13 protein-coding genes are annotated in these 20,595 nt (G+C 71.9%); 4 read left to right on the forward strand and 9 right to left on the reverse strand.

The genetic code is table 11. The features are described 5' to 3' along the window. Positions 1-32: 32 nt before the first annotated feature. Both QSK45_RS11570 and QSK45_RS11575 read right to left on the reverse strand, forming a co-directional pair. Complete coding sequence (locus QSK45_RS11570) at positions 33-1,940, reverse strand: AMP-dependent synthetase/ligase (protein ID WP_285555823.1); 1,908 nt, start codon at positions 1,938-1,940, stop codon at positions 33-35. 357 nt (positions 1,941-2,297) lie between these two features. Then, positions 2,298-3,047 carry a hypothetical protein gene (locus tag QSK45_RS11575; RefSeq protein ID WP_285555825.1) on the reverse strand — a complete coding sequence of 250 codons (750 nt, stop codon included), beginning with the start codon at positions 3,045-3,047 and terminating at the stop codon, positions 2,298-2,300. A gap of 404 nt (positions 3,048-3,451) precedes the next feature. Here QSK45_RS11575 and QSK45_RS11580 point away from each other — a divergent pair, with 404 nt between their 5' ends. After that, on the forward strand, positions 3,452-7,705 hold the full coding sequence (locus QSK45_RS11580) for a HAMP domain-containing protein (RefSeq protein WP_285555827.1): 4,254 nt from the start codon (positions 3,452-3,454) through the stop codon (positions 7,703-7,705). Further along, on the forward strand, positions 7,702-10,224 hold the full coding sequence (locus QSK45_RS11585; RefSeq protein ID WP_285555829.1) for a SpoIIE family protein phosphatase: 2,523 nt from the start codon (positions 7,702-7,704) through the stop codon (positions 10,222-10,224). The genes QSK45_RS11580 and QSK45_RS11585 overlap by 4 nt, the downstream gene beginning before the upstream one ends. A gap of 82 nt (positions 10,225-10,306) precedes the next feature. Here the strand turns inward: QSK45_RS11585 and QSK45_RS11590 are convergent, their stop codons facing one another. Beyond that, positions 10,307-10,672, reverse strand: a complete 366-nt coding sequence (locus QSK45_RS11590; protein WP_285555832.1) for a hypothetical protein — start codon at positions 10,670-10,672, stop codon at positions 10,307-10,309. 569 nt (positions 10,673-11,241) lie between these two features. Between QSK45_RS11590 and QSK45_RS11595 the strand changes: the two genes are divergently transcribed. Both QSK45_RS11595 and QSK45_RS38460 read left to right on the forward strand, forming a co-directional pair. Next, positions 11,242-12,171, forward strand: a complete 930-nt coding sequence (locus QSK45_RS11595) for a glyoxalase (RefSeq protein WP_285555833.1) — start codon at positions 11,242-11,244, stop codon at positions 12,169-12,171. A gap of 206 nt (positions 12,172-12,377) precedes the next feature. After that, positions 12,378-12,614 (forward strand): hypothetical protein, encoded by a 237-nt coding sequence (locus QSK45_RS38460; protein WP_395481819.1) that lies wholly within the window; start codon positions 12,378-12,380, stop codon positions 12,612-12,614. A gap of 128 nt (positions 12,615-12,742) precedes the next feature. Here QSK45_RS38460 and QSK45_RS11605 read toward each other — a convergent pair whose 3' ends face one another. From QSK45_RS11605 to QSK45_RS11630, 6 genes are all read right to left on the reverse strand, one after another. After that, entirely contained in the window at positions 12,743-13,558 is an 816-nt protein-coding gene (locus QSK45_RS11605) for a carbohydrate ABC transporter permease (protein ID WP_285555835.1), read from the reverse strand. After that, positions 13,555-14,424 (reverse strand): carbohydrate ABC transporter permease, encoded by an 870-nt coding sequence (locus tag QSK45_RS11610; RefSeq protein WP_490993556.1) that lies wholly within the window; start codon positions 14,422-14,424, stop codon positions 13,555-13,557. Before QSK45_RS11610 ends, QSK45_RS11605 begins: the two co-directional genes overlap by 4 nt. Before the next feature lie 90 nt (positions 14,425-14,514). Continuing rightward, positions 14,515-15,765, reverse strand: a complete 1,251-nt coding sequence (locus tag QSK45_RS11615; protein WP_285555839.1) for a sugar ABC transporter substrate-binding protein — start codon at positions 15,763-15,765, stop codon at positions 14,515-14,517. A 104-nt stretch (positions 15,766-15,869) separates the two neighbouring features. Beyond that, the gene (locus QSK45_RS11620) at positions 15,870-16,664 is read right to left on the reverse strand and encodes an alpha/beta hydrolase (RefSeq protein WP_285555842.1); all 795 of its coding nucleotides are present in this window, start codon (positions 16,662-16,664) and stop codon (positions 15,870-15,872) included. Between the two features lie 83 nt (positions 16,665-16,747). Beyond that, positions 16,748-19,516: an ATP-binding protein gene (locus QSK45_RS11625; RefSeq protein ID WP_490993548.1), complete on the reverse strand. Its 2,769-nt coding sequence runs from the start codon at positions 19,514-19,516 to the stop codon at positions 16,748-16,750. A gap of 89 nt (positions 19,517-19,605) precedes the next feature. Next, complete coding sequence (locus tag QSK45_RS11630) at positions 19,606-20,574, reverse strand: helix-turn-helix domain-containing protein (RefSeq protein WP_285555845.1); 969 nt, start codon at positions 20,572-20,574, stop codon at positions 19,606-19,608. Between the last annotated feature and the right edge of the window lie 21 nt (positions 20,575-20,595).

The following is a 20,595-nucleotide window of genomic DNA, read 5'->3' on the forward strand; positions in this document are numbered from 1 at the left end:
CCGGATGCCGCGGAGGAGGACTCCACGCCCCGTCAACCGCCGTAGATGGCCTTGAGTTCCTCGGCGTACTCCTTCGCCACCATGTCCCGCTTCACCTTCTGCGACGGGGTCAGTTCTCCGCCCTTCTCGGTGAAGTCACGAGGCAGGATCCGGAAGGACCTGATCGACTCCGCGCGGGAGACCGCCCGGTTGGCGTCGTCCACGGCCTGCTGGACGGCCGCACGCAAGCGCGGATCGTCGCGGAGATCGGCGGCGGTGGCGCCGGCCGGCTCGCCGTGCTCGGCCTTCCACGCCGCGAGCGCCCTTTCGTCGAGGGTGATGAGCGCCGCGACGAACGGCCGTCTGTCGCCGACGACCACGCACTGGCTGATCAGTTCATGGCGGCGCAGCCGGTCCTCGAGCGGGACGGGCGCGACGTTCTTGCCCCCCGAGGTCACCAGCAACTCCTTCTCGCGGCCCGTGATCCGCAGGAAGCCGTCGTCCAACTCGCCGAGGTCACCGGTGTGGAACCAGCCGGCCGCGTCCAGGGCCTGCTCCGTGGCGGCGTCGTTGTTCCAGTACCGGGTGAACACCTGGTCGCCCTTGACGAGGATCTCGCCCGCGTCGGTGATGCGCACGGCAGTGCCGGGCAGCGGCCGGCCGACGGTGCCGAAGCGCACCTCGCCGTCGAAGTCGGCCGCGACCAGGGGGGACGTCTCGGTCAGCCCGTATCCCTCCCGCACGTCGAGGCCGGCCCCGCGGAAGAAGTGGGCCAGCCGGACGTCGAGCTGGGCACCGCCGCAGATCGCGTGCGTGCACCGGCCGCCGAAGGCGGCGCGCAACTCGTCGTAGACCAGCTTGGCGAACAGCGCGTGGCGCAGGCGCAGGAACGGTCCGGGGCCGCCGGCGTCGAGCGACCGGCTGTAGGCGACAGCGGTCCGTTCGGCCTGCTCGAAGAGCTTGCCCTTGCCCGCGGCCCGCGCCTTCTGCCGCGCGGTGTCGCGCATCTTCTCGAAGACGCGGGGGACGGCCAGCACGAAGGTCGGCTCGAACGAGGCGAGATCGGCCGCGAGGTGCTTGGCGTCGGGAGCGTGACCCATCCTGATCCCGGCCTGCACACAGCCGAGTTGGATCAGGCGGCCGAACGAGTGCGCCAGGGGCAGGAACAGCAGGGTGGAAGCGCCTTCCCGGAGCATCGACCGCAGCTTCGGAACGGCGTTGACGACCTCGAAGCAGAGGTTGCGGTGACTGAGGACGCAGCCCTTCGGCCGGCCGGTCGTACCACTCGTGTAGGCGATGGTGGCCATGTCGTCCGCCCTCACCGCGTGGCGGCGCCGCTCGACCTCCGCGGCCGGTACGGCGACACCTTCGGCGACGAGTTCGTCCACCGCGCCGTGCGGCGCGTCGATCTGCCACAGCCGGGTCATCGCCGGGAGCCGCTCGCGCACACCCGCCACCTTCGCGCGGTGGGCGTCGGTCTCCGCGAAACACGCGACCGCGCCGGAGTCCGACAGGATCCAGAGCACCTGCTCCGCACTGGAGGTCTCGTAGATGGGCACGCTGACCGCGCCGACGGCCAGGACCGCGTAGTCCAGGAGCGTCCACTCGTACCTGTTCCGGCTCAGCAGCGCCACCCGGTCCCCGACCCGTACCCCGGCGGCGATCAGGCCTTTGGCCACGGCGATCACGTCGTCGCGGAACCGTGCGCAGGTCACGTCCCGCCATTGCCCGTCGAGGCGACGGGCGAACTGGACCGCGTCCGGTGTACGGGCCGCGTTCTCCCACACCGGATCGGTGAGCACGGCGGCGTCCGCGACCGTCGCGACGGCCGGTACGGAGAACTCGCCGACGACGCGAGGCCGCTCAGCCCCCGGGTCCGTGCGGACGGCGCGGTGCGGGGCGGGTGCCGCCGTCGCCGGACGATCCGCCGCGGGGTCTTGGCTGTCGGCCGAGCCGTTCATCGGACCTCCTGGGGCGGAGCCGTCAGAAGCACGTACGGACGTCGCACCGCGCCGTGCGCACGTCGAGGGCCGACGGCCGGCGAGCTGGTCGCGGTGCCGTGACCGGCCGGTTCCCGAGCGCGGCGCCGCTCGCACCGTGCGGTGTCCGCGCCTGCCCGGAACCCGGTGGGCGGTCTCGGGGTCTCCCGCCCATGGCCCTGATTTTATCGCCCGCGCCCACTCGCGCACTCGGCCCGCCTCCTGACCGTGCCCGGCTCGGCACCGGCCGTATCACGAGGACGCCGTGGCACCGGGCGTCATGGCGATGCCGTCGGGCGTACGACGGCCGCGGTGGCGTACGGGGCAGGAGGGGCGCGGTCAGGGCGTGGGCGAAGCGTCGGTGAGGGACATCCAGCGCCGGACGGTCCCCTGGTGGGAACCGGACACCGTCCCCGCGGCCACGGCCTGCGCGTCCGCCGGTGAGCACGGCGCTCCCGCCCGGGTCAGGAGGACGAGCGGCCAGGCAGGGCCCGCGCCGGGGCCCGCTCCGTCGAAGGCCGACCAGTCCCAGGGGCCGTCGAAGCGCCATGCCCGTCCGGCGGCGTCGGCGACCTCGTCGCCCGGCCGCAGAAACGCGTAGGGCCGCATCAACAGTTCAAAGGTGAACGGTGTCCCGTCGCCCGGATGGATCCCGTAACCCGTGCCGTCGAGATGGCTGCCGTCCGGAAACTCCCGGTAGGACAGGCCCCGCCGCAGCACGGCCACGGTCAGCCGGGGTCGCGGCAGCCAGCCCGTCTCCAGCGGCGGGTCGTGGTGATCGACAGCCGTCACGTGGACCACGGTCGGCGGCACTCCGACCCGGCAGACGTCCCCCGCTTCCAGCTGCTCGGGCGGCGGATCCGTCCGGAACAGCCCTGCTTCCGCCTCCGGCGGGACACGCCCGCCGCCGTCCACGCCGAGGGCCACGATCCCGTTCCAACGGACGAAGTCGCTGTCGGGGTCGACGCGCCACCACGGCCACCGCACCGACACCTCGTTCCACGTCACGCCTCGCTCGACCCTGGTCGGCGTGAAAGGGCAGGCGATCGACAGCACGTCACCGACCCGGAAATCCCCCTCATGAAGCATCGGGCCAGGTTACGGGCATACCGGCGAAGTCCGCCCACCGCGGGCGGGTTCCCGCCGGGACGGCAGAAGGTGCCGGCCCCCGCCGCGCGCCGCCACCGCCCCTGGGGCGCGGCCATGGGGGGCGGTGCCCGGATCCACTGGCCGCGGGGCCGGCGGAGGCTTCGGGGGCACCCCCGCCGCGCCGCCGGCAACCCCCGGGCACCCCTGGATCCCCGGATCGCCCGGCGCCGGGAGGGCTTTTGTGCGAGCGTGCGCGGCTGGGTTAACCTGCGGCGTATTTTCCCGTCATGTGAATCCGTGAACTGGGGAAACGCACACGTGAACCGCCGGGTCAGGCCGCGTGCCCGGCGATGGTTCCGAGCCCTTTCGCATGAGGGCTCCTGGGGAGCGGAATGAGGGTGCGCATGGCCGGCAAGGCGACCGGGACGACCGACGCGGTACCGGGGGACGAGGAACTGAGGAGGCTGCTCGCGGGGCTGACCTCGGTCCGTGACGGAGACTTCGGCACCCGGCTGCCGGACGACTCCCCGGGGCTCATGGGCGACATCGCCACGGTCTTCAACGGGATGGTCGACCAGCTGTCCGTGTTCACCTCCGAAGTCACCCGGGTCGCGCGCGAGGTGGGCACCGAGGGCACCCTCGGGGGCCAGGCGCAGGTCCCGGGGGTCTCGGGCACCTGGGCCGACCTGACCGACTCGGTCAACGCGATGGCGGGCAACCTCACCACCCAGGTCCGTGACATCGCCCAGGTGGCCACCGCGGTCGCCAAGGGCGATCTGTCGCAGAAGATCGACGTGCCGGCGCGCGGCGAGATCCTCCAGCTGAAGGAGACCGTCAACACGATGGTCGACCAGCTCTCCGCCTTCGCCGACGAGGTGACCCGGGTCGCCCGCGAGGTCGGTACCGAGGGCAGGCTGGGCGGCCAGGCGCAGGTGCCGGGCGTCGCCGGCGTCTGGCGCGACCTGACGGATTCGGTCAACTTCATGGCCGGGAACCTGACGGCTCAGGTGCGCAATGTCGCCCAGGTGACGACGGCGGTGGCGCAGGGTGATCTGTCGCAGAAGATCACGGTGGATGCCCGGGGCGAGATCCTGGAGTTGAAGAGCACCATCAACACGATGGTGGACCAGTTGTCGGCGTTCGCGGACGAGGTGACCCGTGTGGCGCGCGAGGTGGGCACCGAGGGCCGCCTCGGCGGCCAGGCGGACGTGAAGGGCGTCAAGGGGACCTGGCGCGACCTGACGGATTCGGTCAACTTCATGGCCGGGAACCTGACGGCTCAGGTGCGCAATGTCGCCCAGGTGGCCACGGCGGTGGCGCAGGGTGATCTGTCGCAGAAGATCACGGTGGATGCCCGGGGCGAGATCCTGGAGTTGAAGAGCACCATCAACACGATGGTCGACCAGCTCTCCGCCTTCGCCGACGAGGTGACCCGTGTGGCGCGCGAGGTGGGCACCGAGGGCCGCCTCGGCGGCCAGGCGCAGGTGCGGGGCGTCGCCGGCACCTGGAAGGACCTCACCGACAACGTCAACGTGATGGCCTCCAACCTCACCGGCCAGGTCCGCTCCATCACCCAGGTCGCCACGGCCGTCGCCAAGGGCGACCTCTCGCAGAAGATCACCGTCGAGGCGAAGGGCGAGGTCGCCGCGCTCGCCGACGTCATCAACACCATGGTCGACACCCTGTCGGCGTTCGCGGACGAGGTGACCCGCGTGGCGCGCGAGGTGGGCACCGAGGGCCGCCTCGGCGGGCAGGCGCACGTGCCCAACGTGGCCGGCACCTGGAAGGACCTCACCGACAACGTCAACTCCATGGCCAACAACCTCACCGGCCAGGTGCGCAACATCGCGCTGGTGACCACCGCCGTGGCCAAGGGCGACCTGTCGAAGAAGATCGACGTCGACGCCCGCGGCGAGATCCTGGAGCTGAAGACCACCATCAACACGATGGTGGATCAGCTGTCGGCGTTCGCCGACGAGGTGACCCGGGTCGCCCGCGAGGTCGGCACCGAGGGACGGCTCGGCGGCCAGGCCGAGGTCGAGGGCGTGTCGGGCACCTGGAAGCGGCTCACCGAGAACGTCAACGAACTCGCCGGGAACCTCACCCGGCAGGTCCGCGCCATCGCCGACGTCGCCAGCGCCGTCGCCGAGGGCGACCTGACCCGGTCCATCACCGTCGACGCCTCCGGCGAGGTCGCCGACCTCAAGGACAACATCAACTCCATGGTGGAGTCGCTGCGCGAGACCACCCGGGCCAACCAGGAACAGGACTGGCTCAAGACCAACCTCGCCCGGATCTCCGGCCTCATGCAGGGCCACCGCGACCTGCGCGTCGTGGCCGAGCTGATCATGGACGAGCTGGCGCCCCAGGTGTCCGCCCAGTACGGCGCCTTCTACCTCGCCGAGGACGGCGCCGCGGGACCCGAGCTGCGGCTCGTCGGCTCCTACGGCCGCCCCGACGAGGACGACCGGCCGGACCGGATCCCCTTCGGCCGCTCCCTGGTCGGCCAGGCGGCGCGCAGCCGCCGCACGATCGCGGTGGACGAACTGCCGCCCGGGTACGTCACCATCTCCTCCGGGCTCGGACAGATCGAGCCGACGGCGCTGTTGCTGCTGCCCATCCTCTTCGAGGAGCAGGTGCTCGGCGTCATCGAACTGGCCTCCGTCACCCGGTTCACCGCCGTGCAGCGGGACTTCCTCCAGCAGCTCGTGGACACCATCGGCGTCAACGTCAACACGATCGTCGCCAACGCCCGCACCGATGAACTCCTGGAGGAGTCCCAGCGCCTGACCAGCGAACTCCAGGCGCGCTCCGCCGAGTTGCAGGTCCGGCAGGAGGAGTTGCAGCGCTCCAACGCCGAACTGGAGGAGAAGGCCTCGCTGCTCGCCGAGCAGAACCGCGACATCGAGGGCAAGAACCTCCAGATCGAGCAGGCCCGGCAGGAACTGGAGGCCCGCGCCCAGCAGTTGTCGCTCGCCTCCAAGTACAAGTCCGAGTTCCTCGCCAACATGAGCCATGAGCTGCGCACCCCGCTCAACAGCCTGCTCATCCTCGCCCAGTTGCTCGCCCAGAACCCCTCCCGCAACCTCACCCCGAAGCAGGTCGAGTACGCGGGCATCATCCACTCGGCGGGCTCGGACCTGCTCCAGCTGATCAACGACATCCTCGACCTGTCCAAGGTCGAGGCCGGCAAGATGGACGTGACGCCGGAGCGCGTCCCCCTGCGCCAGCTCATCGAGTACGTCGAGGCCACCTTCCGGCCGATGACCTCGCAGAAGAGCCTCGGCTTCACCGTCACCACGTCGGCCGGCGCGCCCGCCGACCTCCTCACCGACGACTCACGGCTCCGCCAGATCCTGCGCAACCTGCTGTCCAACGCGGTGAAGTTCACCGAGCAGGGCGGCGTCGAACTGCGCGTCGAACCCGCGGGCGACGACGAGGTGCCACGGGACGTCGTACGCGGCGGCGCGGTGGTCGCCTTCCGCGTGAAGGACACCGGCATCGGCATCCCGGAGCAGGAACTGGAGAGCGTCTTCGGCGCGTTCCAGCAGGCGGACGGCACCACCAGCCGCAAGTACGGCGGCACCGGGCTCGGCCTGTCCATCACCCGGGAGATCGCCCGTCTGCTCGGCGGCGCCGTCACCGTCGACAGCACACCGGGAAAGGGCAGCACCTTCACGCTCTACCTGCCCGTGGCACGCCCCGACTTCGACGCACACCTGCGGGGCGCACACGGCGCCCCCGAACCGGCCGAACAGGAGCGGACGGACGCCGCGAGCCCGCCCGAACTCACGGCGGCACCGCGCGTCTCCGCCAAGCGGCAACGCGCCCGCAGACTCCTCGTCGTGGAGGAACGTCCCCGCGGCCTGCTGACCCTGGTCGCCGAGAGTGTCGTCGGCGACCTGGACCACGGCCACGCCGGCGGCGTCCCCGTCGACATCATCACCGCGGTGGGCGCGCAGGAAGCGGCCGGCGCCCTCGCCGCCGAACCCTGCCACTGCGTCGTCGTGGACCTGGGCGCCCCCGACGGGGAGTCGGCCCGGTTCCTGGAGGCGCTGCACGGCGACTCCGCCCTCGCCGGCGTCCCCGTACTGGTGCACAGCTCCCACCGCGCCGGGTACCCGCGGACGGAGCCGGGCGGCTCGCTGGAGCACCTCTCCAGCCTGGACGAGCTGCGGGAGCGGATCGCCCTCCACCTGTCCGCCGAGGAGCCCGGCGAGGTGCTCACCTTCGTCCGCGGCGAGGAACTCCAGCACACGCCGGCGGACCTGGTCGACGAGCACACCCGCGGCCGTACCGTCCTCGTCGTCGACGACGACGCGCGGAACCTGTTCGCGCTCAGCGGCATCCTCGAACTGCACGGGTTTCGCGTGCTGCACGCGGAGAACGGCCGCAAGGGCATCGAGACGCTGCTGCGCAACCCGGACGTCGAACTGGTCCTGATGGACGTGATGATGCCCGAGATGGACGGATACGCCGCCACCGCCGAGATCCGCGGCATGCCGGAGTACGCCGACCTGCCGGTGATCGCCGTGACGGCGAAGGCGATGCAGGGCGACCGGGAGAAGAGCCTCGCCTCCGGTGCCAGCGACTACGTCACGAAACCGGTGGACACCCGCGACCTCATCGCCTGCGTCCGGCGCTGGCTGCCCGCATGAGGCAGGAGAACGTGCAGCCGGAGAACGTGAAGGCGGAGAACGACACCGCGCATCCGCCCTCGCGAGGGCCGAGGAGTACCCGTCCGGTGCACCCCCAGCCGTCCGCCGAAAGCGGCGTGCGGACCGGCGCGCCGGGCGGTGCGTCCGCCCCTCCCGTGCGGGTGGACGACGCGGCGGCCGACGTGCCCGCGACCTCGCCGGTGGGCAGGCTCGCCGCCACCGTGGAGCGGCTGCGCCGCGAGGTGCGGACCGCGCAGGCGGCCGCCGAGGGCCGGGCGCTGATCGAACTGGCCAAGGGCATCCTGGTCGAGCGCCTGGGCTGCGGACCCGCCCAGGCCGCCCGGCAGCTCGCCGAACTGGCCGAGCAGGCGCAGGTGACACCGCTGGAACTCGCGGTGGACGTCATCAACCAGGCGGCCAGGGACCGCGTCGCGGAGGTGACCGAAGCCTTCCTCTCCGCGACCGCCGATCCCTCCGGCCCGGCCGAGGACTCCGCCGCCGTGCGGCTGCGCGCCGCCGAGAGCGGTGTGCTGGCCGCCCACGACACCGAGGCGATGGCCGGCTCCCTGCTCGAACACGCCCTGCGCCCGCTCGGCGCCGTCGCCGTGGCCATCTGGTCGGCCGGCTCGGACGGCTCGCTGACCCTCGCCGGCAGCGCGGGCTTCGCCCCCGCCGAGGCGGCCCGCTGGCGCTACGTCCCGCCGGACGTGGCCACCGTGGCCCGACGCGGCCTGACCGAGCCCGACGGGCAGTGGGTGCCCTCGCTCGCCGAGTCCGGGCTTCCCACCATCGGCCGGCGCGAGTACGGCGACGGCGCCCGGATCGCCGTACCCGCCGGCGCGGGCGGCCGGATCCACGGCGTCCTGGAGATCGCCTGGCCCAAGCCCGAGGGGCCGCCGCCGCGTCCGGTACTGCGTCAGGTGGAGGCACTCGCCGAACTGTGTGCGCACACCCTGGACGACTTCGTGCCCTCCGCCGCGCCCGGGTGGGGAGCCGGGACGGTGCCGGACGTGACGGAACTGACCGACCTGGCGGACGGTCTGCACGACCCGGCCCTGGTGCTCGTGCCGCACCTCGACGCCGCCGGTCGACTCGTCGACTTCCGCATCCAGCACGTCAACAACCGCTTCCTCGACCCGGCGGGCCGACCGCGGGCCGTCATCGGCGGCGCCCTGCTGCTGGAGACCTATCCGATGGCCGCCGGCACCAGCGAACTGTTCCAGCGCGCGGAGCGGGTCTATGCCACCGGCGAGCCGTTCCGTGCCCAGCGCGTGCGACTCACCGCGCTGGTCGACCAGGTTCCGCTGTCCGCGGTCGCCGACATCAGCATCAGCCGCCACGGCTGCGGTCTCCTGCTCATCTGGCGCATCGAGGACGAGACTGCGCGCCTGGCCAGCCTGCTCCAGCACGCCCAGCGGCTCGGCCGGATCGGCGGCTTCGAGGAGAACCTGCTGACCGGCGAGATCACCTGGAACGGCCAGCTGTTCGGCCTCTACGGCCGCCCGCCCACGAGTCCCCCGGTGGCCCTGGAGGAGCTGCCCGCCTACGCCCACCCGGACGACGCCGTCCAGATCGGCCGGTTCCTGCGCACCCTGCTGCACCGCCGCCGCCCGGCGTCGGCGGCCTTCCGCCTCCAGCGGCCGGACGGAGTCTCCCGGCACATGCGCGTGGTCGCCGAGCCGGTCCTCGACACCGACGGCCAGCTGTTGGGCGTGCGCGGGGCCTACCAGGACATCTCCGCCCAGCACTGGACCGAGGTCGCCCTCGCCGCCACCCGCGACCAGCTCGCCCACACCGAGCAGCAGGCCGCCGAGCGCAACCGGCTCGCCCTCCAGCTCCAGCACGCGATCATGCCCCCCGCCCAGGCGCCGCTGCGGGTGCCCAGCCTCCAGGTGGCGGTGCGCTATCGGCCTGCCGAGACGGAGCATCTGGTCGGCGGCGACTGGTACGACGCCGTGGTGCTGCCCTCGGGACTGGTCCTGCTGTGCGTCGGCGACGTCGCCGGACACGGGATCGAGGCGGCCACCAGCATGGTCGTGCTGCGCAACGCGCTGCGCGGCCTCGCCGTCACCGGCGCCGGCCCCGCGCAGCTGCTGTCCTGGCTGAACATCGTCGCCCACCATCTGACGGGCGCCGTCACCGCGACCGCCGTGTGCGGTCTGTACGACGGTGAGCGTCGCACGCTGCGCTGGGCGCGGGCCGGCCATCTGCCGCCGGTCCTGGTGCGCGAGGAGGAGGCCACTGCGCTGCCCACGCTCAAGGGCCTGCTGCTGGGCGCGCTGCCGGAGGCGGAGTACGAGGAGACCGAGCTGCGACTGGCCGCGGGCGACACCCTTCTGATGTACACCGACGGACTGATCGAACGCAGGGACCGCTCGGTGGAGGAGTCGCTGTCCCACCTCCTGGAGACGGCGCGCTCGGGACCCCGGACCCTGGACCAGCAACTGGACCGGCTGCTCACCTACAGCAGGTCGGACACCGACGACGACACCTGCATCGTGGGCATACGAGTCGACTGAGTCGACCGGTTCGGCCGGATCGCCCGAGGGGAGCGGAAGGCGCCGTGGCAGTCCCGGCATCGCCGCGCCGGCCGGACCACCGTCACCGGTGAGGGTCCGGCCGCACGGCGGGTGCCGCGGCCGAGCGCGACGCTCGCCATGTCAGGAGCGCGCCGGTTGCGCCGTATGCCAGGAGCAGGACCCCGTTTCCGGCATCGCGGCGCCGTTCCAGGGACTGTGCCTGCCGCTGCTGCGCGTAGTCCCGTGTCGCCACCGCGCGGGACCCGTCCAGCACCGAGCACCGGGTGTCCCCGGGACGCATCGGGCCCGGCCGTTCCTCGCCGTCCGCGCCCACGTTCTCACCGGGACAGACGACCTCTGCCGCGGCCGTCAGCGAACCCACGAGGTCCGCCGCGCCCCACACCGCCGGCACGAGGAAGAGACCCGCGAGGGCGACCCCGTACCTCACCCCTGACCCCCCACACGTCTCACCGGCACGCTGCTTCCGCGCGCTCGCCACCGGTCACCGTGAGTCCTCGGCCAGGCTCGCTCGCCGGCGCTCCAGAACGCCGATGGCGAGTGCCGACACGGCCGTCGGACCGAACGCGATCGCGTTCGGACCCCCGCCGTGAGCGCGCTCCCGGACGCGCGTTCCGGCCGACAGCACGACGAGAGCGAAAAGGACGGGCTGGACGCGCCGGACGACCCCGCCCGTCCACCACCGCGCCCGTCGTCGTTCTCATCGCTCCGCACCCCGACTCCTCCGCCTTCTTCCCGGCCGGCCGTCCCCGTTCGTCCGGCGGACGCCCCCGGCGACCCCAAGTGTCCCCGAACTCCCGGGGCCGGCAGGGCGCAATCCCGAAATCCCCGCCGGTGACGTCGTACGCCTCGCGGACGGGAGGGTGACGGGCGTCCGCCACTCTCGCGTTGTTCGCCGAGAGGCAACACCTGGGACGCTGTCGGCATGATGGGCCGCGCGCCGCGTACCTACCTTTCGACTCGGACGGTTTCGAGGGAATTCGAGAGAGAAGGACCGGGATGAAGCGCAGGACGACGGCATGGACGCTGACCGCCTTACTGGTGGCGCTGAGTGTGGTGGGGTCCGGGGCCCCGTCCTCCGCCCACGACGAGGCAGCCGCTGCGACGGCCTCGACGACGGCGGTCGGTCCCCAGTACGACACCACTCATGTCTATGTCACTCCCGGCTCCGTGGACGCGTTCGTCGCCAGTTGGGGGGCGACGTTCGGCGGAACCCACACGGCGAAGGTCGTCACGGACGTCACGCCGACGCCCAGCGAGACGGAGTCGGAGCTGGTCCTCTCGCCCGTGGGCACCCTGTCCGTCTTCGACTTCCGGACGCCCGCCCCCTACCCGTTCGGCGCCGAACGGACGGGCTGGCTCATGAGCGACTTCGACAAGGGCGTCCGCCTCGCCCGGCGGAGCGGGGCACACCTCGTCGTCGCGCCCTTCGACGACCCGATCGGGCGGGACGCGATCGTGCAGTTCCCGGGCGGCGTCAACGCGCAGTTGTACTGGCACACCAAGGCGCCGTCGTACGCGCCCTTGAAGACCGTGCCGGACAACCGCGTCTACCTGACCCCCGACTCGGTGGACGGATTCCTCCGCTCCTACGTGCGGTTCACCGGGGGCCGGATCGTCTCCGACGACCGGGCGGCGGACGGCGGTGACATCGGTCTGCCCGACGAGACGTACCGCCGCATCGCCATCCGCTCGCGGTTCGGCAACACGGTCGTCAGCGTCAACGACGGCCACCTGCCCTACCCGTTCGGACGGGAGACCACCGGCTACGCGGTGGAGGATCTCACGGCGGCGCTGCACAGGGCCGAGGGGGCCGGCGCGAAGGTGCTGTGGGGGCCGCACGCCTCCGAGGGCCGCTCCGACGCCATGGTGCGGTTCCCCGGCGGCTACGTGGCCGAACTGCACCAGGGCGAGGGCGACGACGGCTGATCCGTCGGCGGTGACAGCGCGGAACACCGCGGCTCGTGGCTGCTCCGCGGTACGTCTGCCGCGCCCGCCCGACGGGTGTTCCGCCCGTGCGTGCCCGCGGCCCGGGAACGCGCGGTGCCGACTTCGAGACCCCCGAACGCCCTTGGAGCGCAGTTGACCGACGAGACGACGGGTGACGAGGTCTACCAGCCGGACAGGTCGGAGGTGTGCCGGACGGCGCCGGCCTCCTCGACGCGGCCGGCACCCTGGACCACCGGGGCGGCGACGATGTCCTGGCCGAGGGCTGGTCGCCCCCGCAGAAGCCCTGGGGAGTGGAGCACACCGGCGTCACGGCGTCGGAGCGGCAGCGGGACGAGAGCCTCGGCGAGCGCCTCTTGGCGGAGCTGCCCGACATCGGAGTCCCGGAAGGAGACGGTATCGGCGACACCTGGCACGGCCGGTGAGCCCCTCGACGACGAGGTCGGCGACGGGCGTGCCGGACGCCTGGTCGGGCCGGACGAGGCAGCCGTGAGAACACCGAGTCCGGCCTGTTCGCGCAGCGGGTCGGCGGCGGACCGTGGGACCCGGCCTGTCAGTCGACGGCTCCGCTGGTGATCCCGGCCCTGACGTGGCGCTGAGCGACGACGAGCAGAGCGGCTGCCGGGAGGGCCGCCAGAACGGCGGTCGCCATGATGGCGTTCCACTGGTTCGAGTGAGCGCCGACGTAGTCGTAGATGCCCAGGGTGATCGGCCGTACCGTCTCGGTGGTGTTCAGCGTGAGGGCGAAGAGGAAGTCGCTCCAGGCGAACAGGAAGCTGAAAAGGCCGGCCGTGACCAACGCGTTGGTGCTCAGCGGGAGCACGACGGAGCGGAAGACGCGCAGCCTTCCGGCGCCGTCCACTCGCGCGGCCTCGATGATCTCTCTTGGAACGCCCTGCATGGACGAGCGCAGAATGATGGTCGAGAACGGCACTCCGGCGGTCGAGTCGGCGAGCACCAGTCCGAGGTGGGAGTTCAGGAGTCCCAGGTCGTTGTAGGCGCCGTAGAGCGCGTTGGCCACCACGATGCCCGGCACCATCTGCGTGACCAGGATGCCGAACAGCACGGGGGTGGCTCCCCTGGGGCGGAGCAGCGCCAGTGCGTAGGCCGCCGGCGCGGCGAGTGCGAGGCTCAGCACCGTGCTGCCGAGGGCCACGACGAGGCTGGTGGCGAGAGCCCGTCCCTGGTCGTGCACCGCGGTGGCGTAGCCGCTGAAGTCCGGGTGGAGGGGAAACCAGGCTCCCCGAAGGACGTCGCCCGCCGGTTGCAGGGAGGCGTTCACCATCCAGTACACCGGAAACAGCATCAGCGCGAGGAGGACGATCCCCGCGATCGTGTACGGCCGGCCACGTGTGGGTGTGCGCTTCACGGGCCCGTGCTTCCGGCTTCCAGGGCGCGGCGGTTGGCGCGCAGGTGGACGACGGCGAAGAGGAGCGAGATGACGACGAGTACGTTGCCCAGCGCGGCGCCGCGCCCGAACTCGAACTGCTGGAAGGACAGTTCGTAGGACCGTGTGGCGATGGTCTCCGTGGCGTCGGCCGGCCCCCCGCCCGTCACGATGAGGATGATGTCCAGCACCTTGAGGGTGTAGACCACGCCCAGCACCAGCACGACGCCGGCCACGGGCCGCAGCAGGGGCCACGTGATGCGGCGGAACGACGTCAGCGGACCGGCGCCGTCCAGCTTCGCCGCCTCGTACAGATGTGCCGGGATGTCCTGCAGACCGCCGTACAGGATCGCGGTGTTGAACGGTATTCCCACCCAGATGTTGACGACGGTCACCGAGGCGAGCGCCTGGGAGGTGCCGGTCAGCCAGGGAACGCCGGACGACAGGAGGTGGAGGCCGCGCAGAGTGTGATTGACGACTCCCGTGTCGGTGTCGAGCATCCACCTCCACGTCGTCGCGGAGACGACCAGCGGCAGCAGCCACGGCAGCAGGAGGAGCGAGCGCAGAACGCGGCCGAGCGGGAACCTGCGGTGGAAGAACAGGGCGAGGGCCAGGCCGAGTACGAACTGCCCGGCGAGGGAACCGGCGGTGAACAGGACCGTGGTCGGCAAAGCCCTCGCGAACAGGTCCGACGACAGGATCCCGGTGTAGTTCCGCAGCCCCACGAACGGCGCGGCACCGGTGTAGAACGTCGTGGTCGTGTACTGCTGGAAGCTCATCACGATGTTCTCGACGATCGGGTAGCCGAAGAACAGCAGCAGGTAGGCCACGGCGGGCGCGAGGAACATCCACCGGGCGATCGGCTCCCACAGCCGTGCCCGGACGGCGGCCCGGCCCCTGCCCGGCGCGGCCTTGTCTTCGGCCCCGTCCTTCACCGGTCAGGAACCGGTCGCGATCTGCTGCGCGTGCCTGAGCGCCTCCTGCGGTGTCTGCTCGCCCGTCAGCGCGGCCTGGACGGCGGTGTAGATGCCGGTCGCCGCCCGCGGCCACCCGACGCCGAGTTCGCCGGTACGGGCTCGGGCCTGCGCGACGCTCTTGACGAAGGCGCGCATCGCCGGAACCTGCTCGGTGTACCGGGACGCCACCGCGGTGCGGGAGGGCACGGTGAAGTACTGCTTCGCCACGGCGAGCATGTGGGTGGGGTCGTTCAGGCAGGCGAGTACCCGGGCGGCCTTTTCCCGCCGGGCCTCCGAAGGGTTCCGCGGTACCGTCCACACCTCACCGCCGAGCGGTGTGACAAGGGTCTGCCCCTGGCTGCGGACGGGGATGGGGGCCACACCCCAGTGCAGGTTCCGGGACTCGGCCATCTCGGATATCCGCCAGGGGCCGTTGAGCATCATGGCCGTCTTGCCGGCGACGAACTGGTCGTGGACGTCCGCCTGCGTCCAGTTCAGCACCGACTTCGACATGGATCCGCTCTTGACCAGGTCGACCCAGAGCTGGAGCGCCTGCGCGGCCTGCGGCGTGTCCAGCCGTCCCTCGTCCCCGCCGTTGGACCACAGGAAGGGCAGGAACTGCCAGGTGCCCTCGAACGTGGCGTTCGCGTCCACGGCCATGCCGTAGCGGCCGGGGCGAGTCAGCCTGGCCGCGGCCCGCTCCAGTTCGTCCCAGGTCCTCGGCACGGTGACGCCGGCCTCGGAGAGCATGTCCTTGTTGTAGAAGAGGGCGATCGTGCTGACCGTGGGCGCCAGTCCGTACACCTTCCCCTTGTAGGTACCCGCCGACAGGACGCCCTTGTCGAAGCCGCTGGTGTCGATGCCGTACCGGTCCAGCGGGGTCAGCGCGCCGGTCTGGGCGATCTGCTGCACGTCGGGGTTGTCCAGCATCAGCAGGTCGGGAAGCGTTCGTGAGGACGCCTGCTGGAGCACCTTCGGGACGAGCGACGCCCCGGGGACGCTCCGGTGCTCGACCGTTACGCCGGCCGTCCTGCCGCAGGCGGTGAGCCGCTCGCTCCACTGGGCGTGTTCGCGGGCGTCGGTGTAGTAGTCCAGAGCGGTGATGGAGGTCACCTTGCCGGTGGCGGACGCGGAGCCTTCTCCGCCGCCGCAGCCGGCGGCGGCGAGCACGAGGGCAACGGATCCGACGAGCGCGGTGATCCGTCGCGCCGCCGGCCTGGCCGCTGGGGTCATGGCGGTGCCTTCCCGAGTGATGTCTGCTGCCGGAACGCCGGTGTGGGAGTGCGACGGCGAGACAGCTCATACCGGCACCTTCCGGTCCGAACGGGGATGCTACCTCATTCCTCCGTTCGGAAGATCGTCTGCTCAAAGGGCCCCTGGAGACCATAGCCGCCACCGCGATCACCGCTCTGTCCTGCGGCTTCCTTGATCATCACCGCCACGGCCTCGGGGTGGGAGAGAACGACGGCGTGTGAACCGGGAAGCACGTGCTCGGTGGCCGCCATGCGCTGCGCCATGAAGCGCTGGGCCGCGGGATTGAGCATCCGGTCGGCGGCGGCGATCGCGTACCAGGACGGTCGGGAAGCCCATGCGGGCGGGCCCGATCTGCCGGTCAACGCGTCCTGGGCGACCGGGCGTTGGGTCACGGACAGCCCACGGGCGACGCGGAGCGGCAGGTCGGCGGCATACGTCTGAGGGAACCGGTCCCCGCGGATGTACAACTCGCTGCCCGGACCACCGGAGAACCGCGGGGAGACCGCGGCGGTGAAGGCCGAGTCCATCGCCGGCATGGGAGCGAAGCGGTCGATGACGTCCCTGGGGCACTCCCCGGCGTCGAGGCCGAACGCCGCGACGTAACACAACGCCACGACGTTCTCGGCGTCGGCGGCGGCCTCGGTGACGACCGCTCCGCCGTAACCGTGGCCGACCAGTACGACCGGGACGTCGATCTGGCGCAGCACGCTCCTGATGTAGGCGGCGTCGTGCGCCAGGCCGCGCAGCGGGTTCGCCGGGGCGAGCACCGCCAGCCCGGCGGCGTGAAGGAGCCCGATGACCTTCGCCCAGGACGAGGCGCCGGCGAACGCCCCGTGCACGAGCACGACGGCCAGCGGTACGGGAGCGGTTCCGTGCACGTGGGCGACCTCCGACCGGGTGTGGGGTTCCAGCCCAGCGCATCCGGGACCGGCCGGCATCGCGTGAACGTACCAACATCGCCTCAGTCCTCGGGCAAGGCCCTGACCAGGTTGGCGAGCTGGACCCGGGAGTTGACCGACAGCTTGCGGAAGGCGGACGTCAGGTGGGTGTTGACGGTGTGCGGGGAGACGACGAGCAGGTCCGCGGTCGCACGGTTGGTGTGGCCCTCGGCCACGAGGCGCGCGACCTTCTTCTCCGAGGCCGTCAGGGCCCCCCACCCCTGGACGGGAAGCCGTCTGCTCGTCGCCCGGCGGCCGCCCGCCCCCGCAGCCGTCAGATCGAGCTTGACCCGTGCCGCCGCGGCGTGCGCCCCCGACGCCGTGAACGCGGCGTGGGCCTCGGTCAGGGCGGCCACCGCCTCGGGCGTGCGGTGCGCTGCCAGGAGGGCCTGTCCGAGGTCGGCACGTGCCGCGGCCCGGACCAGCGGCCGAGGGCTCGCTTCGAGCAGCGCGACCGAGCGTTCCAGCAGGGCGGGATCGCCGCGCACGAGTCCGAGGGCCTGCGCCGCGACACCCAGGGCGGTGGGCACGGACGGATTGCGTTCGGCGTGGGCCGCGGCCTGTGCCGCCAAGTCCTCGGCGAGCCGCCGGTCCGCGCCCCGCAGGGCCATGCGTACGGCGGAGCCGACCCAGGTGCGCAGCAGCCGCCAGCGCAGGAAGGGGCCCTGCTCCTGCACCCGGCGCATCCTGTCGACGGCGAGTCCGATGTCCCCGTCGGCGTCGGCGTGGACCGCTTCGAGGAAGCGCACCGCGGCCGTGTTGCCCGGGTTCGGTTTGGCCGCCAGCCTGTCCCGCGCGGCGGCCAGGTGCTGCCGCGCGGCTTCCCGGTCGCCGCGCAGCAGGGCGATCCGCGACCGGATCACGCGGCCGTTCACCTGCTGGACGGGTACCCGCACATCGTCCTCCAGGCGCTCCATCGTCACGAAGTCGGCGTCGGCGTCGTCGAGCCTGCCCAGCCCGAGGTGCTGCTGGCCCTGTGCCCACAGGAACATCGCCTCGCGCAGCCCCCGGGCATCGTCCACCGCCTTCAGGAGCAGCCGCTCGCTGGTCTCGAAGTCGTCCATGTGCTGGTACGCGACGATCTCTTCGGGAAGGAAGGCGGAATCGACAGCGCTGAGCGCGGTGAAGCGTTCCAGCGCGACGGCGTTCTCACCCGCGTTGAGCGCGATCTCGCCGAGCGCGAACAGGGCCTGACCACGAGCCTGGTCGTCACCGACGTCGAGGGCGGCACGGAGCGCGTCCTCGCCGGCCTCACGCGCCGGGCCGAGATCATGTGCCCGGGAGAGGGCCAGTGCGCGCAGAGCGGCCAGCCGCGCCCCGACCTCCGGTGCGGCACCGTCGAGCGCGAGGGCCGTTTCGGTCCGGCGGCGCAACTCGTCGGCGAGATCCATGTTCCACAGCGTCAGGCCGAGGGCGGCCTGCAGTCGGCCGAGTGTCTCCACGGGGGGCCGGCACGCCAGGAGCCGGTCGCCGGTCGACAGCGCCTCCCGGTTCCGGCCGGCCCGGGTCAGGCAGACGACCGCCTGCTCACCCACCACGAACCACGACGGTCGGGCGGCCGGGACCAGTTCCAGGGCACGCGTCACCAGGTCGGCGGCGAGGCCCGGTGTGAACGGCAGTACGTCGTCGGCGGCGCGCCCGAGCAGCGCCACCGCCTCCTCGTCCCCGGGCAGGGCGCCCCTCAGGACGTGCGACACGGCGTCGATCGGCTGATGGCCCGCCGAGACGAGGCGGTGGGCCGCCGCTCGGTGCAGGGCCTTTCGGGCCGAGGGCGGGATGCCCACGTACACGGCCTGGCGCAGCAGATCGTGACGGAAGACCAGATGGGTGCCGTCGTCGTCCAGGAGACCCGCGTGCAGCGCCTCTTCGAGTGCCGGGATCAACGTGGCGGGCGCTCGGTCGCACAGCGCGGCGGCGTCGTGGAAGCCGAAACCGCGTCCCAGCACCGCTCCCATCTGGAGGAAGCGCAGGGTGTCGGGCTGCAGGGATCTGAGCCTGCCCCGCACCCCCACCACGAGCCCGGGGGGCACCGGTTCACCCGAGGCGGCGGCGGTCCGCAGCCCCGTGAGCATCTCGACGGCGAGGAACGGGTTCCCGCCGGCTCCTTCGAGCAGGCCGCGCACCTGCTCGTCGACGGCCGTCCCCAGGGTGTCACCGGCCAGTTGGCCGATGGCCGCGCCGGACAGCGGGCCCAACGGCACCGTCACCGCCGGGAGTTCGTCCGCCACGGCCGCGACGATCTCCTCCGCGGGCCCACCGATGCCCTGGCGGCCGGTCAGCAGCCACAGGACCGGCGAGGTCCGCAAGCGTCTCGGAAGCTGCTTCAGGGCGAACCGACTCAGTGAGTCGGCCCACTGCGCGTCGTCCAGAGCGATCAGCACCGGCACGCGGGCGGCTCTTGCCTCGATCGCCTCCGCCAGGCGTTCCACCAGCCAGATCCGCTGGTCGTGCCGGCGTGCGAGATCGACCAGGACATCGCCGGACAGGAACGGCTCCTCGCCGTGCAGGACGCAGGTCGCCAGGGACGAGAGGGGCACGACGTGATGCAGCTCGTCGGCCTTGCCGAGGCCGACCGAGAAGCCGGCGCTCCGGGCCGTGGCGACGGCCTCGGTCAGCAGTGTGGTCTTGCCGATTCCCGGTTCCCCGCGGATCAGGCCCAGTGCGCCGCTTCCGGTGCGGGCGACGGAAGCGATCAGTGCCTGCACCTGTCGCAGCTCGTCCTCCCGGCCACGCAGACCGCTTCGGGACAGCGATCTGCCCGACCCCGCCACTTGGGCCCTCCCTGTCCGCACTCGCCGGCGACACCGGCGGATCCGGGTCCACTATGGCAAGAACCGCAGCTCAGCGCACACGTGGTATGGAGCCCGGGGAGTGACCGAGGTCATGCGTGGGCGGAGTTCCGGTACTCGACGGGGGAGACTCCGTACGTGGCCCGGAACACCCGGCTGAAATGGGAGGCACTGGCGAAACCCCAGCGGTGGGCCACCGCGGCGATGGTCGTCCCTGCCGCGTTCCGGCGGGTCAGCTCACGCCGGCACCGCTCCAGACGGCGCTGCAGGATCCACCGGCTGACGGTGATGTCCTCGAACTGGAACAGCTTGTGCAGGTAGCGCACGGAGATGTGGTGGGCCCGCGCGATCGCTTCCGGCGTCAGATCCGGGTCGGCGAGGTTCGCGTCGATGTGGGCCCGAATCCGCAGCAGCGACACCCGGGCACCGCTCGGCGTCTCCGCACCGGCCCTGCCCAGCCGTTCGTCGGCCAGCGTCTGCAGCAGGTCCACGACGTTGTGGGCGATCAGGTCGGCCGTGTGCTGCGGGTACGTTGCCCCGGTGTCCACGAGCCGGAACAGGAACGGCGACAGCAATCGGCCGAGCGGTGTCTCGGAGCCGAGCGGGGAGGCCGTGATCTGCCGCAGTTCCGACTCGCTCAGACCCAGCACGTCACGAGGCAGGACGAGAGACTTCGTCTGGAAGCGCTCGGGCAGGGTCATCCGGATGGGCCGCGCCATGTCGTAGACGAAGAGCTGTCCCGGCCGAACGTACGCGTCACGGTCGTCCTGCTCGACCCGGGCGACGCCTCTGTTCAGCAGCTTCACGACCACGTAGGCGTCGTTGTCGCTGCCCGCGATGAGCCGCCGGGTGCGCAGGGCCCGCAGTGGGTCGCCGTCCACCGTGACGACCTGCATCGGCCCCAGCGATGACGTGCGGATCGTGCCGCGGTCGACCTCGTCGGGGACGGCCATGTCCACGGAACCGAACGTCCGGCACAGTGACTCACGCCAGTACGCCCGTCGGCGGTGCGCGGGCACCGCGTCGGTCGCGTAGAGGGTGTCCGAGAGCCGAGGCTCCAACAGAGATGAATTCGGCGACAT

Source organism: Streptomyces hygroscopicus subsp. hygroscopicus, from assembly GCF_030269125.1.
GTDB lineage: Bacteria > Actinomycetota > Actinomycetes > Streptomycetales > Streptomycetaceae > Streptomyces > Streptomyces hygroscopicus_C.

Coding starts and splice junctions, on each gene's coding strand:
- QSK45_RS11570 (WP_285555823.1), bottom strand. CDS start 1,940: ATGAACGGCTCGGCCGACAGCCAAGACCCCGCGGCGGATCGTCCGGCG.
- QSK45_RS11575 (WP_285555825.1), bottom strand. CDS start 3,047: ATGCTTCATGAGGGGGATTTCCGGGTCGGTGACGTGCTGTCGATCGCC.
- QSK45_RS11580 (WP_285555827.1), top strand. CDS start 3,452: ATGGCCGGCAAGGCGACCGGGACGACCGACGCGGTACCGGGGGACGAG.
- QSK45_RS11585 (WP_285555829.1), top strand. CDS start 7,702: ATGAGGCAGGAGAACGTGCAGCCGGAGAACGTGAAGGCGGAGAACGAC.
- QSK45_RS11595 (WP_285555833.1), top strand. CDS start 11,242: ATGAAGCGCAGGACGACGGCATGGACGCTGACCGCCTTACTGGTGGCG.
- QSK45_RS11610 (WP_490993556.1), bottom strand. CDS start 14,424: ATGTTCCTCGCGCCCGCCGTGGCCTACCTGCTGCTGTTCTTCGGCTAC.
- QSK45_RS11615 (WP_285555839.1), bottom strand. CDS start 15,765: ATGACCCCAGCGGCCAGGCCGGCGGCGCGACGGATCACCGCGCTCGTC.